The 16620-nt window shown below is 40.3% G+C and carries 8 protein-coding genes and 3 pseudogenes; all 11 read right to left on the bottom strand.

Annotation, left to right across the window (positions count from 1 at the left end; genetic code table 11):
• Window position 1: 1 nt before the first annotated feature.
• Window positions 2-703, bottom strand: a complete 702-nt coding sequence (locus AB2B50_RS00610) for an ABC transporter ATP-binding protein (protein WP_000323392.1) — start codon at window positions 701-703, stop codon at window positions 2-4.
• 205 nt (window positions 704-908) lie between these two features.
• Window positions 909-2093 (bottom strand): annotated as a pseudogene (locus tag AB2B50_RS00605) (hypothetical protein).
• 3 nt (window positions 2094-2096) lie between these two features.
• A complete protein-coding gene (locus AB2B50_RS00600) occupies window positions 2097-2684 on the bottom strand; it encodes an ATP-binding cassette domain-containing protein (protein WP_049503214.1) in 588 nt (195 codons plus the stop codon).
• A gap of 843 nt (window positions 2685-3527) precedes the next feature.
• Window positions 3528-10187, bottom strand: a pseudogene (gene bgaA / locus AB2B50_RS00595) (LPXTG-anchored adhesin/beta-galactosidase BgaA); the annotation flags it as partial.
• A 209-nt stretch (window positions 10188-10396) separates the two neighbouring features.
• Window positions 10397-10565: pseudogene (locus tag AB2B50_RS09705) on the bottom strand (YSIRK-type signal peptide-containing protein); the annotation flags it as partial.
• A 413-nt stretch (window positions 10566-10978) separates the two neighbouring features.
• The gene (locus AB2B50_RS00585) at window positions 10979-11536 is read right to left on the bottom strand and encodes an SMI1/KNR4 family protein (protein ID WP_320692283.1); all 558 of its coding nucleotides are present in this window, start codon (window positions 11534-11536) and stop codon (window positions 10979-10981) included.
• A gap of 11 nt (window positions 11537-11547) precedes the next feature.
• The gene (locus tag AB2B50_RS00580) at window positions 11548-12270 is read right to left on the bottom strand and encodes a DUF4241 domain-containing protein (RefSeq protein WP_061862817.1); all 723 of its coding nucleotides are present in this window, start codon (window positions 12268-12270) and stop codon (window positions 11548-11550) included.
• 51 nt (window positions 12271-12321) lie between these two features.
• On the bottom strand, window positions 12322-14073 hold the full coding sequence (locus AB2B50_RS00575) for a glycoside hydrolase family 13 protein (RefSeq protein ID WP_320692284.1): 1752 nt from the start codon (window positions 14071-14073) through the stop codon (window positions 12322-12324).
• A gap of 197 nt (window positions 14074-14270) precedes the next feature.
• A complete protein-coding gene (locus tag AB2B50_RS00570) occupies window positions 14271-15227 on the bottom strand; it encodes a hypothetical protein (protein ID WP_320692285.1) in 957 nt (318 codons plus the stop codon).
• Between the two features lie 18 nt (window positions 15228-15245).
• Entirely contained in the window at window positions 15246-15995 is a 750-nt protein-coding gene (locus AB2B50_RS00565) for a hypothetical protein (protein WP_049508593.1), read from the bottom strand.
• Window positions 15992-16579 carry an SMI1/KNR4 family protein gene (locus tag AB2B50_RS00560; protein WP_049508601.1) on the bottom strand — a complete coding sequence of 196 codons (588 nt, stop codon included), beginning with the start codon at window positions 16577-16579 and terminating at the stop codon, window positions 15992-15994. The genes AB2B50_RS00565 and AB2B50_RS00560 overlap by 4 nt, the downstream gene beginning before the upstream one ends.
• Window positions 16580-16620 lie beyond the last annotated feature (41 nt).

Raw genomic sequence — 16620 nt, 5'->3', positions numbered from 1 at the left:
CTCAATACTCCAAATCATCAATATCCTGTGGTTGAGGATTGAGGACAACACTCTTGACACTGGCATCATGCATCTGAATCACGCGATCAGCTATTGGAGCTAGGGAGGCATTATGGGTCACGATGATAACGGTGGCCCCCTTCTTACGTGACATATCTTGAAGAATCTTTAGAACCTGCTTACCCGTCTGGTAATCCAAAGCTCCCGTTGGTTCATCACAAAGGAGAATTTTAGGATTTTTAGCCACGGCTCGAGCAATGGATACCCGTTGTTGCTCACCGCCTGACAGCTGAGCTGGAAAGTTATTTAGACGGTGCCCTAAGCCTACATCCTTGAGAACCTGCTCAGGATCCAAGGCATCAGCAACAATTTCTGAAGCTAGCTCAACATTTTCCTTGGCAGTCAAGTTAGAAACCAAGTTGTAAAATTGAAAGACAAAGCCAACGTCATCTCTACGATAGTTAGTTCTCTGATGAGAAGTGAAATTCGAGATATTGGTCCCATCAATCCAGACTTGCCCTTCATCGTTTGTATCCATACCACCAAGAATATTTAAAACTGTTGACTTCCCTGCACCAGATGACCCAAGGATAATGACTAGTTCTCCCTTTTCAATCTCGAAGTTGACATCTCGATTGGCTACGATTTCTGTATCACCAGTATGATACCTCTTATAGCTGTTTTTCATTTCAATATAAGCCATCCTATCTCCTCCTCTTCTCCTATTTTCACCTTTATTATAACTCTTTTGATAGCAAAAAAGCCATCTAATGATGACTTTTTTTACGGCTCATATTTTGAGAGTCTCCTGATATTCGTTTTCCCTCGTTTTTTATAGCTAACAATAATTCGGATGTTCTTTCTTATTGTTATTTGCATAAAGTAGTTATCAAGTGGAAATAGAAAAACTAACACCTATTTAACATACTCTTTTTTCGTGAACTTCCCCAGCTTTCGATAAATAGAATTCCCAATAGCAAAAGAATTATCGTGCAAGGCAGTAAGACTAGCCCCGTACCCCAATTTAGATTGACATTATCAATCTGCTTAGGTAATTTTCCAGACAAAATCTCCACTGAACGCAAGTAAGTAAAGGGAATCAGATGTGCAATCCTCTGAAGAGGCTAAATCGTTTGGATACCAAACAACAAGCCAACAATCCCAATAAGTGAAAGAAAGAGGACAGGCATTTTTTGCTTGAAAAAGTAAGCAATCAAGTAGACGACTTCCACAATGACGATAAAGGCTAAGAAAGCTAAGAGCAAGCTAGGAAATAACACATCTTGTATTTTTCCAATACTTACCTCTTGATTCGTTAAGCTATAGAACGGGTATGGATAATCTAACTGTCCAAAACCGCTTATCAGACTTCCCACTAGAAAAGAAAATCCACAGATTCCGATAAACAGCACTGTTACATAGCTCACCCCAACTCCAAGAGAGGACATGGCAAATGCCACTTTTGAAAAAGGATATAAGTGAGCTGTATCCAGATGATTTTGATATCTTTCTGCAAATAGTTGCGTTAGCATAAAAATAATAGCAACTACAAACAAGCTTGGGATGATAGTCTCTAAAATCCAGACAATCTGATCAATCCCGTGGGTCGGATAAACTAAATTGTGGGCTTTTATGTTCAAGGGATATAGGGCTTGGTAAGTCTTTCGTTCGCGGTCAACCGCCATTTTAAAGTCAGAGCTAGAAGTCGGTTGCTTCGATACAATTTCATAACTCTTTTCCTCAGCTTGCCACTGCAAATAGTAGGCTTCTTTCCAGCGTCCTTCTTTTAACAAAGCCAGAATTTCTTTCTTTTCAGTCAAAAGATTTTTTTGCGATTCTAAATTAATTTTAGCAATCTGGTATTCCTCCGAGTTGGTATCAGATATTTGGGAGAGTTTCTCTTCATATTCATTGATGACTCTCTCATCTTTTACAAGACGGGTTTCCAACTCGCTCTCCAAGCTGACGGAGTTTGCAGTCTGACTATTAAAATAAAAGGTAACACCGAGTCCAGATACAAATAAAGCTAAGATAATCCAGTTTAAGCGACTTTTGAAAACTTTTTTTAATAAAAATAGACTAACATCTTTCATAAACTAAACCTCTTCTATCCGTCCCTGACGAATGGTTACTACTCTATCGCAGACATCAACTAGTTCTTCTTTGTAGTGGGAACTCAAAAGAACCAGCTGCTCTTGTCTATCGATTTCTGTCAGCCTATCAAAAAACTTCTGTCGATAATACTCATCTAAACCATTTGTAATCTCATCCATGAGCCAACATTTCGCTTGACTGAGAAAATACATAGCAATCACCAAGCGTTGCTTCATGCCTAAGGAATACTTGCGAATGGGAAGGCTGATATAGTCAGACATTTCCCAGTAGGCGATTTCATCCCTTAAATTCAGGTCTGACTTCCAGATGTTTTTTATAAGACGAAGGTAGTCCATCCCACTTAAGTTTCCATCCAGCCATTCAACACTTTCAAAATAAAATAAAGAAGGAGGGACTGTTATATTTCCACTACTAATGGGAATTAAGCTACTAATGGCGCGGAATAGTGTCGTCTTTCCAGAACCATTGATAGCAAGAACTCCATAAATCATGCCATTTTTAAAGGTGAAATCTACATCTTGTAAGATGACTTGTCGCGTTTTTAAGGTAACATGAGAAAGCCTTAACATATCAAACCCTCCTTTTTCTCACTCTTTATCGATTAAAAGTCTCCGCTGTAGTAGTTTATGACTTCATCACGATAGAAATTCCAGCCAGAATCAACTTTATATTTCATAACGAGACCACGACTAGATGTTAATATAGCTATGTCTGTGGTAATTCATACTAGACTTATAGTAGGTATTCCAATCATACCGATAACTTTTAGTGACTGTCACAACAGATACACTGGATTAAAAAGACCAATTCATAACAAACTAGCTAATAACACGACTTTGACTGACTTTTCATATTTTTCATTGCATTTATATCATTAGCGTTGAAAACACTTTCATTATATCGTTTTTCTCATTTTTATGCAACAGTTCCCCATTGGTTTTAATAATATATAACACTTAGAAGTTATATGAAAGTTCTAAATTGAAGTTAGCTAGTCTTACTTTCTAAAACTAAGATTGTTTGACTAACTTAGAGGAAATATGGGACGTAATTTCATTTGACAAAATGGCTTAGGATAAGACTATCCTTGGTTTAGCTGACTAAATATTTTCAAGGGAACCTGTTGTCAATTGTAAGGTAATTTAGGAATAAGAAACCAGCTCTGTCTTATACTCAATGAAAATCAAAGAACAAACTAGGAATGTACTTGAGTACGGCAAGGCTACGTTGACGCGGTTTGAAGAGGTTTTCGAAGAGTATTATACTTTCTTGTTGTTCACTACAGTTGACAAAGAGCCAAAAAAGCGAACAAGACCAGATTCTGTTTATCAGAAAACTAGTTTTGTCCGCTTTTTATAATCGAGATGAGTCTTTTGAACCAATCTCTATGACTTAGATGTTTTTACATCATCTTATTCGTCTTCTTTTTTCTTTCCCATAGCAAACATACCAAGAAGTGCTCCTACAACACCTGCTGTTGCAAGGGTTGCATTTTCCTTAGTACCTGTTTCAGGGAGGATATTTTGATGACTTGCAGGCGCTTGGTAGGTCTTGTCTTGTGACATAGCAAGAGCTACTTGTGACTGCTCATCTCTGTATGCTGGTGTTTCACCTGTAGTTGGGGCTGAACCATTCACACCTCCAGTAAATTCTGGAACTTGGTGACTAATCCCTTCTCCACCAGGAACGCCACCTTCAAAGTGTGGAACTTGGTGGGTAGCTCCTTCTGATCCATTTACATGACCAGTGAACTCAGGGACTTCATGAATAGCAGCTTCTGCCCCATTGACACCGCCTGTAAATTCTGGAACCTCTACTACTGGTGCTGGCTCATCACCTGCTGTGCCAATGACTCCTGGGTACTCTGGGACTTCATGAACAGCTGCTTCTGCTCCATTGACACCGCCTGTAAATTCTGGAACTTCATGGATAGCTGGATCTGTTTTACCAGATACTTCTTTCTTAGTTCCGACTAAGACAATCTCATCTTGCGGTGCTTCAATAGTTTCGCGAAGTTTTTCAGTACGGCTTCCATCTAGTGCTACTTCAGTCAAGATACGTTCTTTACCTTCACGACCTGCTTGAGTTACACGAGTTTCACCTTCTGCTAGAGTTGGATCTTCTTTCTTCACTGTCTTGAAGCTGAGAGTTTCTTCTACCACTTCTAGGCTAGGAAGCTCTTCCTGAACAGCTGGGGCAACTTTCCCAGTTTCAACCTTTTCTTTGGTCAATTGGATACGGTATTCCTTGACGTGTTTACCACTTTCTGAAACGAGACGTACCAAGACTGGAAGTTTATCGTCACCACTATCGACAACTGTTGCCGCTACGTTTTCACCAGCTTCAACGGTCACTTTAGGACGGTTTCCACTATAAGTTACTTGGTAGTCTGCACGATCTTCTGAGAAGTCAGCAAGCTCTTTACCATCTACTAGAAGTTTAGAAGCTGTATTGTCTTTAGGAGCTTCACTTGGAGCGATAAAGGCCATTTCAGTGATAGCCACACCCTTCTTGTCTGCTTTTCTGTCCATGCGCCATCTCATAGCTTTAGCTTTGACCGGTGCAAAGGTTACATGGATGTCAGTTCCTGCTTGAACTTCTTGATCCGCACGGTATTCAACTTTCTCCCAGTTAGAAGGAGTGTTGAATGGATGTTCTGGATCGTATGGTTGGTAGTTAGAGTAATATTCTGGCGAATCAAATTCTGGTCCCACATAGCGTTCTAGGACGAGTTTAGAAGGGGCGTCTGTTCCACCATCTGCAAAGAATCGAATGCTTCCTTCAGCAACTGTACGTTCAACAATCTTGCCAGCTTCTCTAAAGATAACCCCTACTGAGACTTCTGGATTTTCAGATGGACTTGCAGACCAGTTGGTCCAACGACGGGTTTCATCATCTGAACCATCGTTAACATAATCTACACGGTCATGAGAGTTTGGATCAATATCGTTAGTTGCTGAGGCAAATGAACGGTTGCTATCGTCATCGAAGTCTGGGTTGTCTGAAAGGTTTTCACCGAGTTTATCTGTCACACGTACAGCCACTTCAGCAGTTAAATCAGTACCCAAAACGCGACCATGAACTGTAAATTCACCTGCTTTTGTTAGATTTTCTGCTGGAACTGCTTCCCAGTCAACAGCCAAGTCTTTCACTTCATAGTCAGATTTTCCTGTGAAGTAGACAGGAACTTTTGCTGGTAACTCAAGGGTTTGTCCTTTAGCAACCAAGCGAGAGGATTTGGCAACAGCAACAGGTTTACTTGCGAGCAAATCTTTATCATTTGTGAAGTGTAGACGATATTCACCCAAGATATCACCGTTTTCAGCCTTGACAACAACACGAACTGGATCTCCTTCACGTACGCTTGGTACAACTGTTGCAATACCATTTTCAGTAACACTTGCTGTCACAGCTGGAGTTTTTCCTTGGCTTGATTCAAGATAGTAGTCAGTCAAGCCTGGATTAAAGTTTGGCAAATCTTTTCCATCTACTTGGATTTGTGCTTGAGCTTTCTTAGCTGCAGCTACTTGTTTAGAGAAGACTTGCATTTCTGTAATAGAAGTACCCCATTTACCATCTGGTCGAACCATGCGGATACGAACTGCGTAAGTGTTGACTTTATCAAAGCTAAAGTGGGTCATTTCTCCAGCTCTTACTTGATCTGGAGCCTTGAGATTTGTTACTTCTTTCCAGTTTTTATCGTCATTAAAGACATGATCTTCACGTGCTACAAAGCTTGGATTCTTAGGAACTGTTGGAGTTGCTGAACCGACATAGTATTCGATGACATAGGATTTAGGTGCACCAACACCGTGGTCTTCGTGGAAGGCGACATTGAGGTTATCAACTGAACGTTTAGACATGATACCAGAGTCACCAAAGAGAATTCCCACTGATGCTTCACTTGTACGGTTCCAGTTTGTCCAGCGGTTTGCTGGTTGATTGTTATATGAAATTAGTTTGTCATTGACATTTGCTACTGAATCACTTGGATTTGAGTCTGATGCAAAGGCAAGTGGCAATTCTGAACCAGTCCACTGGTCAGAAATATTAGCACCAGTTTCTGTCTGTGAAGATACACGAACATGAAGTTTGGTTGGTAGTTGAGTACCTTCGACATGTCCTGTCACAGTAAAGTTGCCTTCTTGTGCGTATTGGCTTGGTTCAATTGCGTCCCAAGTTACTTTAGCTGAAGAGACTTGGCCATTTGAGTGATAAGTCCGAACACTCTCTGGTAATTGAGGAGCTTCTGCAACTGGAGTTGTTACGCTCACTTCCTCGACAGCAATGATACCTTCAACAGATACCTTAGCATGAGCTTCTTTTTCAAGCCCTTCTACTTTACCAAGAACATCAAAGCTATGGTATTTAGCAAGGTCTTCCTTAGCAACTGCTTGCCAAGTCACCTTGTGAACCTTTGGAAATCCTTTGTCATACTCTACAGTTACTGTAGCTGGGAGACTTGGTTCTTGGTTCAAACCTGTCACGACACTAACTGGACGGATGGCTTGGACGACTTTATCTTCAGTATTTGCTTGAATGTTCAAGTCAATCTGACCTTCTGCTCCTTCAAATTGAGCTTTCAGAGTTACTTGACCTGGTTTGTGCAATTCAAGCATACCTTTACGAACGGCTACATCTCCCTCACCTGTAGTTGAGAAGGTAACCTTGTCAGCTTTCAAGACTGCCTGAGTACCATCTTGGTAGTGAGCCAAGACCTTGATACCGACCGTTTGGTCCTCTTTCAAAGCAGCTGCATTTTCAACTTCTAGGCTCAAACGTTCAATTTGTGGAGCCTCTTGTAGGAATTGGATAGCATAGGTTTGTAGTGGGCCACCGTCGTTAGGTTGAACATGGATGCTTGCACGCATACCATTTGCTTCATTAGCTTGAATAACTGTCACTTGAGCATTTTCAGCCGTAGCTTTAACCTCTGGCAAAGCTACGCCATAAGCAAGCTTGTGGTATTTTACAGGTTGGTCAGTTGAAAGACCTTCAACCGCTTGATCTGCCACAGTTACACTTGGAACTACTGGATTAGCAGCTTCACCTTCTGCCACTACCAAGGTCGCAGCGATTTCTTCATCTTCTAAAATACCTTTTGCTTGGATGCGAGATCCTGGGATTGCTAGTTTAGCTTGATCTTCAGCTGCAATTTCCCACTTATTAACATCATAGCTTGCTACAGTACCATCTGACAATACGTAGGAAACAGATTTGTCAACTGAATTTAGGTCTGTATTTGGAGCGATTCTCTTGACTATAGGCAATTCTGCTTCGAGAGCCAAGACTTCAACACGCGCTTCTACATCACGTCCATCTGCTACACCCTTAACAGTTACAATTCCTGGTTCATTGACATCAACTGCTGACCATTCTACTGGAAGTTTTGCACGACTGCCGTCACTGTAGATAAAGGCTACTTTCTTAGGCATTTTTGGTGCTTGCCCGATAACGGTACGGACTTTAGCAACTTCTGTACCTAAGACAGTTTTTTCTGCTTGGTCTTTCTTACCTGTGAAGATAGTAGTTTGATCAGATTTCAAGAGATCAGAGTGGGCAGTCAAGGTGAATTTACCTGCTTGCTCAGTTGATTTGACAATGACAACACCCTTACCATTGAAGGCCTTGCGAATCCATGAACCATCAGCTTGCTCTTTGTAACGCTCACGGCTTGCTTGTTCACCGTTGTCCACACCGACAATCTGACCTTGTCCATGCAACTGGAAGCGCACAAGGTTATTAGCAGTAGGAACCACATTGCCAGCGCTATCAACGATTTCGTAGTAGATATAAGTGAGGTCTTTCCCGTCTGCTGCGATAGCATTTTCTTCTTTGACTAAGCGAACACCTGCAGGCTCACCAGCAGTCGTAACCTTATCACGAGCAATTTCGTTACCTGCCTCATCACGAGCTACTGCTTCCAGGGTTCCAGGTTGATAAGCAACCTTCCACTCAAGGTAAAGTTCATTTGCATTGGCACCTTCTTGATAAGTACGGCCATCACTTGTTTGTTTCTTGTTAAAGGTTTTCTTACCTAAGGACTCACCATTCAAGAATAGTTCCACACTGGCAGCATTTGAAAATGCACGAACAGGAATCTTACCATCTGCATCCGCTACATTCTCTTTTAGACTAGAGTCTTCCCAATTCCAGTGAGGAAGGAGGTGAACCATTGGTTTCTTCTGAGCAGAAACCCATTGGCTTTGGTACAAGTAGTAGTCATTCTTTGGAATGCCAGCTGTATCTACGATACCGAAGTAAGAACTCTTAACTGGTGTGTTGTTTTGGTTGTGCCATGGAGTAGGCTCACCGATATAATCGGTACCCGTCCAGATAAACTGACCAGCATAACCAGCATTGTCACGATCAAAAGTCCACGATGCAGTGGCTGTTTTACCCCAACCAACACGGTCATTACCGTAGTCTGACTGCTCATAATGACGATATGCTTGGTTACTGTGAACTAGCTCACTTTCTGGACGGAAATAGCTACCACGAGTACGTGTTGCTGAAGAAGTTTCTGAACCGTAAATCAACCAATTTGGATGTTTCGCACGAAGCTTCCTGTAGTTGTCTTCTGAATAGTTAAATCCAACCGCATCAAGTTCGTTCGCAATCTTTTCATGATCACCACTACCATCACCAAAGCGGAACTTGTCTGCTCCCATAGTGACATAGCGTGTCTTATCAACTGCCTTGATCACTTGCACCAAGCGTTTAACAGTCGCTAGAGAACGAGCTTTACCGTCTGCTTCACCGATTTCATTACCGATAGACCACATGAAGATAGCAGGGTTGTTCTTGCCTCTCTCGACCATTGTACGTAGGTCAAAGTCAGACCATTTTTCACCTTTTTTAGCATCTGGGTGAGTGGCGTCTTTGTCAAAGAAACGGCCGTAGTCATACTGTTTCTTCCCACCGTACCAAGTATCAAAGGCTTCTTCTTGGACCAACAAACCTAGTTCTGCAGCAATCTGCAACGTTTGCTCACTAGCTGGGTTGTGGGTTGTACGGATAGAGTTCACACCCATATCCTTCATCTGTTTCAGACGACGGTATTCTGCCTTATAGTTTTCTTCAGCTCCTAGAGCTCCATGGTCATGGTGAAGAGAAACCCCATGGAATTTAATGCGTTCACCATTCAAAGAGAAGCCTTCATTTGGTGTCCAGTTATAGTAACGGTAACCAAACAAGTCCTTCTTAGCATCGACCAATTGACCATCACGATAAACACGAGTCACCAACTCATAAAGGGCAGGCTTGTCGTTAAGAACTGTCCAAAGTTTTGGTTTCTCAACTTGCAAAATAGCATTTAGACTAGTTGATTGATGAGCTTTCAAGACTTGGCTATCTGTACGAACCACGTCCGTTACAGCCTGACCATTTCGTTCGATAATTTGGTATTCAGCAACAATTTCATGATCTTTGTCATCTGTATTGACAATCTTACTTGTTACATGAGTATCAACCTTACCATTTTGTTGTTTTTCAAGGTCTGGTGTTAAGATAGTTGTTCCATTTTTCTCAGCATGAACCTTATCTGTGACTTGAAGGGTAACATCGCGGTAAATACCGCTTCCTGAGTACCAACGGCTACTTGGTTGTTTATTAACCGCATGTACAGCTACGACATTTTCACGACCGTCTTTATTGAGATAGTCAGTGATGTCATATGAAAATTGGTTATAACCATTTGGATAGTGACCAACTAGCTGACCGTTTACATAGACTTGCGAATCCATATAAACTCCATCAAAAACCAAACGAACATTCTTGTTAAGGTCTTTTTCGTCAAGTTTAAAGGTCTTGCGATACCAAGCATCACCACCATTGAGTTGTCCACCCTCATTTTGGGCAGGAGAATCATGATCGAAGTCATTGTAAATACTCCAGTCATGAGGAAGGTCTAATTTCTTCCAGCTTGATACATCTGCATCTGGTTTGATAGCATCTTTGGCATTGGCATTGAGTTTAAAATGCCAGTTTTGGTTAAATTCTACTTTACGGTCCTCAACCAATTGATTTACCTCCTCACTGGTAGCCGGTTTTAGGTCCGGTTTTTCCGTTTGAGCAGATTGATCTTGAGTAATTGCTTGAGGCTTTTTATCTAAGATGGAATCCTCTTTTTTGTCAGAATCTGATTGTAGAGTTTGATCGTCCTGTGCTTTTTCAGCTTCATGAGCTGGTGTAGCAACTTTACTTGCAACTGATTCAGTTGATGCTTGAAGTTCTGGACTTGCTGTTTCACTAACTTCCTCTTTATGAGACTCATCCTCTACCTTTTCTGTAGCAACTGTAATCGGAGTTTCTTCCGCAGCTACCGGATTTGCACCAGCTACACTTGCTCCAAATAAGACTGAGCAAGTACCGATGACTACAGAGCAAGTTCCAACGGTAAATTTTCGGATACTATACACTCTTTTTCGATTCCAATGATCTTTTCCCATAAGATCCTCCTTATATTCGTAACCGCTTCCATTTTTATGTAAGCGCTCTACTTTTTCAGTAGTATTTTGCTTCTATTTTATAAAATAATATAAGAAACTTCAATACTGGCAGCATAAAAATCATACTTTTGATTCTTTTTTCTATAATTTGTAGAAAAGTTTAAAAATCTGAATGTACATTTAGTGAATGGTTTTATTAAAAAAGGCGGTGGGACAGAAATCGATAGACAAAGTCTCGATTTCGTAGTCCCAGCCCCACGAGGATGATTAGGAGCTTTTTGGAGTCTAAAAGACGAACAAAAAGTTCAATCAGCTAGCTACCGCGTCAAAGTTTGATTGCTAATAAAAAGTGAGGTCGGGATCTTTTGTCCCAACCTCTTTTACGAACTATCAAACTGATATTTCCTTATAGATTATTGACTAGATTTCCTCTTTTCCAAAAGCTTGACCATCTCATTTTTACGTTCTTCTAGCTCGGCAATTTGATGGAGTAAAAGTCCTGAAAAATCACATTCAAGCTCTTCAGTTTCGCCACTATTATACCAATCTAGAGCTACAATATGATTGTCCTTATCAAAGCAAAAAATCACTTCTCCGTCCCCGACGATAGACAGAAATGGAATATAATCCACAAAGCCCAGAGCGTGTAATTCCTTGGTTTTAAGACGAATGTCTAAGAAGTCTGGGATGCCATTTGCAATTCCCAAGACCTTAATACCTCGACAGAAGGTCCAAAATGGTGCTACATCGTAAGCCTTGGCTCTTGGCCATAGCTCTTCCCTGACTTCCATAAAGAGACCTCCCAGAGATGACATGGTGAATTCCCTGAAATCTTCTGGCAGACGAATGCCGTATTGATTTTCAAAATCCTGAACATCTTCTTCCGATGGTTCATTGCCCATGCAGGCGACAACTTGATAAGTTTCCTTATCATAGTGACGAAAATACTCATAAACTTCCTTGAGTGCCATCATCCAACTCCTTATCCAAGATAGATATACTCGATAACCACATCACATAGTTGGTGATCCTTATCATAGCCAAAGTAAACAGGATAATTTCCATCTCCAAAACCAGACTGAATCATTGGAATAGTCAGGTCTGTATCTGGTATTTTAAAGTTAATCCAATCACCGCCTTCTCGTTGATATAGGGGATATTCTATGGCATTTTGAGCAAAAATTTCCGCAAAGAAATCATCATAGATGTTTTTTTCAGGATTTTCTTGATACCATTTTTCTTCAAAATCACAGTAGGCATTTTTAGTCTCAACATCCACAATAGTTGCCAAGCCTGCATCGACTGAAAACCCAAAATAAGAATCTTCTTCAACCGAATCCAGGTTTTCATTGCCAATTAAGGCTTCATAGTAGACAACTGGAAGCTTATCTGTAAATTGAACTCTTGTTGCAACATACCGATAATGATCTTCTTCGATCTTGACTACTAAGGTTTTGAGTGGAAATGTTCCTTTGGGAACTGTCTCTAGATAGGGTTTTTCATTCCTACGGAGCCAGACCAAGGGATCCCTAACTAATATTTCTCCACTTGGGAAGGTCACTTCCCCCATATCTAGGACAAAGACTTCCTTGCCGTCTATTTCTTTCGTCTCAAAACATGCTGCATAATTGACAGACGAGGTCAAAATATGCTTGATTTCTTGGTATTTTTGCAACCATTCTTCGGAAACTTGAAGTTTTTCCATCATTCTTCCCTTTCTCGTTTAAAACAAACCTATACTGGAGTTAAAATCGATTTAAATCGAATCTAAATAAACCACAAATCCATCTGGCAAGATGACTTGCTGACCATCTTCAAACTGGCAATGACTCGCTAAATCAACTGAATCTCTGTCTAAAGTATATTTCTCAGAAGACTGATTGAAGATGGCTTGAACTTCTTTCTCTTCATAGCTCCATTTCAAAGCTAGAACATCTGGTTTCACTTCTTGCAAGCTATAATTTCCATGCTGAATCATACTTGCCACTTCCTTACGGACTTTGATTAATTTCTTCATGAAATTCAGCATATCATTGTCCTCAGACACACGGTCCCAAGGCATGACACGACGGCAGTCGGGATCTGGTCCACCTATTAATGCAAGCTCTGTTCCGTAATAGATACAAGGAGTCCCTTTTTGAAGGTAGAGGAAGGTTAAAGCAGCCTTGACATGTTGGAGATTTCCTTTGGCAGTTGTGAGGATACGCTCTGTATCGTGAGAATCCAGAAGGTTAAACATCACTTCTGAGATTTGTTGCTTGTAGTACATAGACTGGCTATTGATTTCTGAAATAAACTGCTCTGTCTTTTTACGCTGACGCAAGAAATAATCCTTGATACTTTCAGAGAGTGGGTAGTTCATGACCGCATGGAACTCATCCCCTTGTAACCAAGGTTGAGACGTATGCCAGATTTCACCTAAAATATACAAATCAGGCTTTTTAGCGAGAACTGCCTTTCTGAAATCTCTCCAGAACTGATGGTCAATTTCATTGGCAACGTCCAAGCGCCAAGCATCGATATCAAAATTCTCAATCCAGTAAGTTGCAACACTTAAAAGAAATTTTTTAACTTTAGGATTTGCCGTATTTAACTTAGGCATATAGCTAGCAAAGGCAAAGGTATGATAAGGGAGTTGTCTTGGATTCTGAAGTTTATCCTCTGTAATTGGGAATTCTTGAATATGGAACCAATCTTTATAAGGTGAGTTTTCTCCATTCTTTAGAACATCCTGCCATTGGGCAGACTGGTAGCCGATATGATTGAAAACAGCATCTAACATAATCTTGATGCCACGTTTGTGGGCTTCCTCGACTAGATTACGAAAGACTTCCTTGTCACCAAAGTGACGGTCAATTTCAAAATAATCCGTCGTATCATACTTGTGATTGGTCGTTGCTTCAAAAATCGGACATAGATAAAGTCCAGTGATTCCCAAATCTTTAAGATAGTCTAAATGATCAATAATCCCTTGTAAATCTCCACCAAAAAAATCATCCCTGTTAGGCGCAATGGTAGCATCCCACTCTCGAGCTCCATCTGGAGTTAGATTAGGATTTCCATTGGCAAAACGTTCTGGGAAAATCTGATACCAAACGGTATTTGAAACCCAGTTAGGAACCTGACATCCGTCGATTTCGTGAATATAAGGAAGCTTAAAGCCATTGCCTTCAGCATCCAAGTTTTCTTGAGTATGTTCTACACAACCCTTATCACCGTAGAAAACACCCTGACCTTCCTCATCAAGGAGCTCAAAGAGATACTGAATCCGTGCAAAACCAACAGATACTGTAACCTGCCAATAATCAAATAGGGCATCTGAGGTTACTTTGGTCATTTCTTTCTTAGCCTCATACTTATCCTCGATGAAGATAAAGGGATCTCCATAATGCAAAATAACCTGCTGGACATCATCTTTCTTGGTTCTGATTCGGATATGTAGCTGACCTTCTTTGTAAAGATAAGCATACTCTGATTCTGGTCTATGATAAATGGCTGTCAATTCCATGTCTTGTCTCCTAAATAATCATCAACAACAAAAAACGCAAACGTTTTCATAACTAACAGAACTAGTATACTATTTTAAGATTCGATTTGCAATACTTGGTCAAATTTGACAAGAAAACACCTCAAAATGAATACTACAGACTAATCAAGAAATTTCAGCACCTAGCAACAAAAAGCTCCCAAACTCAGCCTCACAGCCTAGTCAATCTGACAAAGGGCAAGTTCTTTTAAACCTCTGTCGTACAGAAAAGTTAAACAAAAGTTGTCTGTCATATTTTGAAGCTTGTGTTTACTCATTCCTCTAGGCAAAGCTATATCACACCATTCTCTTGTTGCCAGAGAAAATAGCTTTTGCTTGCCCTTCCAATCATCATTCTTAAATAGGGGGCTCAGGATCAGATAAGCCGAATCCGTAAAGAGTCCATTGACACCAGCTTTTTTGCCTAAAGCCTTTAAATGTTCCGATTCTAATAACTTTTCGATAATACGACCATCACTAGAGATTTTAACAAGAGCATAATAGTCTATGCCCCATTTATTGACAGAGGTTTGACTTTCTCCAGAGCTAAAGGCATAGAGCTCTTGCTTCCAACATTTCAAACTATCGATTTTAGGACTAGCGTCCGAGCTCCTGTCGTGGTGGTTTAAATCTTTTTTATCAATATGCGAATAAGTGGTCCACTTAGCCTGCTTTTTCTCTCTATCTAACTCTAAAAGGGCAAAGTTTCTTGCCTGATTTGTATAAACTTGATCTTCAAAACACACGGGTATCTGGTTGCTATCTGATACGCTTTGAAAATATCTCTCTTGTGCCTTTTTAGGAAGTATACTTTGCGGATCCCTTATGGCAATGATTTCTGGATTAGAAAAATCACCAGTATAATAGACTATTTCCTTGCCAGCCTTGATGATGCCAATATTTTGTCCATCTGTAAAGAGTAGAGGCTCTTCCTCCCAAACATGGTCACAATACCAAGCATCTATCTCCTTCACACCCAAAGGTGATACTTCAAGCAGACAGTAGCGATTGAAAGTTTCCTTCTCACTGGTCAAGACAAAGGCTCTACCATCATGTAACATGACAGAATTGAAAACACTATTGTAGTCCTTGTCTAGTTCCCATTTGTTCAATAGGCTTAACTTTAACTTCCCCATTTTCTCTCTCCTAATCCTTCACCACTCGTTGATGGCAAATAGAATAGCTAATCGAATATTTCTTAGCAATTGATCCGAAAGTTCATCGTATACTTGACCAAGTCCCTTATCTTGTGCCAGCCATCCAGGCTCATCATTCCAGGAGCCCATTGCTCCAAAAACATCCGCTGCACTTGCAGCTCTAAATATGCTTAGATGTTGCGGTGGAATTTGAGGTTCTGCCAGTCCTTTACCAGATTCTGGGTCTAGCAAAAATTTTCTAGCAGAGTGAAAGACTTTGGCAAAATTGTCACATTCAATTTTAATTGCTAGATCTTCTATACGAGCCAATATGTCCTTAAATTCTTCGATATTATTTTCATAGTGGGGAATGTCTTGAGAAGACCTTTCCCACTCATACTCGGTGTAGGTAACATCCCAGCCCTTGCCTGGAGAAGCAGATTCCCAATTTGGTAGGAAATAACTTGCCTTCCCATCTTTATAAAAACAGAGAATTGAACTCTGTGTTGTATTGGAGAAACCTAAAATACCTCTGTCTTCAACTGAAATGGGGCAAAATAATTTTAAGTCCTTCAAACCTTTTTCCTTAAGGTTTTTAAACCAATCAGTTACAGAAAGTTCCGTAACTTCCCCCTTTTCTGACGGCAAAATTTGAAAGTTCAACTTATTTGTATATTTTTCAGGCTTATAGCATATTTCTTTACCACTTTTTAAAGCCTTCCTAGCTGCTGCCACGATACAGGCTATTTGGTACATTTGTCCGTTCATACTATCTCATCCATTATCCCTTCAATCAGATTTGTAAGACTTTTAGTCGCATAGATCACCTGGTCAGGATCATGGATGTAGCAAATAACCTGCCCTTCCTGACCCTCCCGATCTGGATCAAAATCCAGCATAAGATAACAAGAGTCACAATACTGAGCAAAAGGAAGCCATTTTTTATTAAAAAGATAAGGCTTAATTCTACTATCATGCATGTTTTCTAGGTCTTGACTAGAAAAATAGTCGGGAAATTCTGTTAACAGAGCATCTCTATTTTGAAAGTACTTTTTACAAGTCTCAATTTCCTGTAGACTCATGAGAGAAAAAGTTAAATCTCTCTGGTCAATCACACAAGGTAAAATAGAGAGGTATTTACTCCCATTTTTGTAGCTACAAAGCTCTTTGAAGTCACTAGGTAGACGAATGCCAAGTCTTTCCTCAAAGCCTTGAAGCTCTTCTTCGGAAGCACCAGAAATGTCCTGATAATCTTCCAGATATCCTTCTTCCACAGGATCATCCAAATCCCAGTCTTCAAAACACTCACAAATATAAGTTTCTATTTTTTTAACTTGGTCAATTAGTTGCATCATTTCACCATGATTTCTTTATTTTATCTGCCTTCCAATGA

It is taken from the genome of Streptococcus fermentans, assembly GCF_040888305.1.
Classification (GTDB): domain Bacteria; phylum Bacillota; class Bacilli; order Lactobacillales; family Streptococcaceae; genus Streptococcus; species Streptococcus fermentans.
The sequence above is the reverse complement of the archived record's forward strand: the minus strand, read 5'-3'. Positions and strand labels throughout refer to the sequence as shown.

Bases quoted from the DNA above. Each gene is read 5' to 3' on its own strand.
- AB2B50_RS00570 (WP_320692285.1), bottom strand. From the start codon at position 15,227: ATGGGGAAGTTAAAGTTAAGCCTATTGAACAAATGGGAACTAGACAAG.
- AB2B50_RS00580 (WP_061862817.1), bottom strand. From the start codon at position 12,270: ATGGAAAAACTTCAAGTTTCCGAAGAATGGTTGCAAAAATACCAAGAA.
- AB2B50_RS00560 (WP_049508601.1), bottom strand. From the start codon at position 16,579: ATGCAACTAATTGACCAAGTTAAAAAAATAGAAACTTATATTTGTGAG.
- AB2B50_RS00585 (WP_320692283.1), bottom strand. From the start codon at position 11,536: ATGGCACTCAAGGAAGTTTATGAGTATTTTCGTCACTATGATAAGGAA.
- AB2B50_RS00565 (WP_049508593.1), bottom strand. From the start codon at position 15,995: ATGAACGGACAAATGTACCAAATAGCCTGTATCGTGGCAGCAGCTAGG.
- AB2B50_RS00600 (WP_049503214.1), bottom strand. From the start codon at position 2,684: ATGTTAAGGCTTTCTCATGTTACCTTAAAAACGCGACAAGTCATCTTA.
- AB2B50_RS00575 (WP_320692284.1), bottom strand. From the start codon at position 14,073: ATGGAATTGACAGCCATTTATCATAGACCAGAATCAGAGTATGCTTAT.
- AB2B50_RS00610 (WP_000323392.1), bottom strand. From the start codon at position 703: ATGGCTTATATTGAAATGAAAAACAGCTATAAGAGGTATCATACTGGT.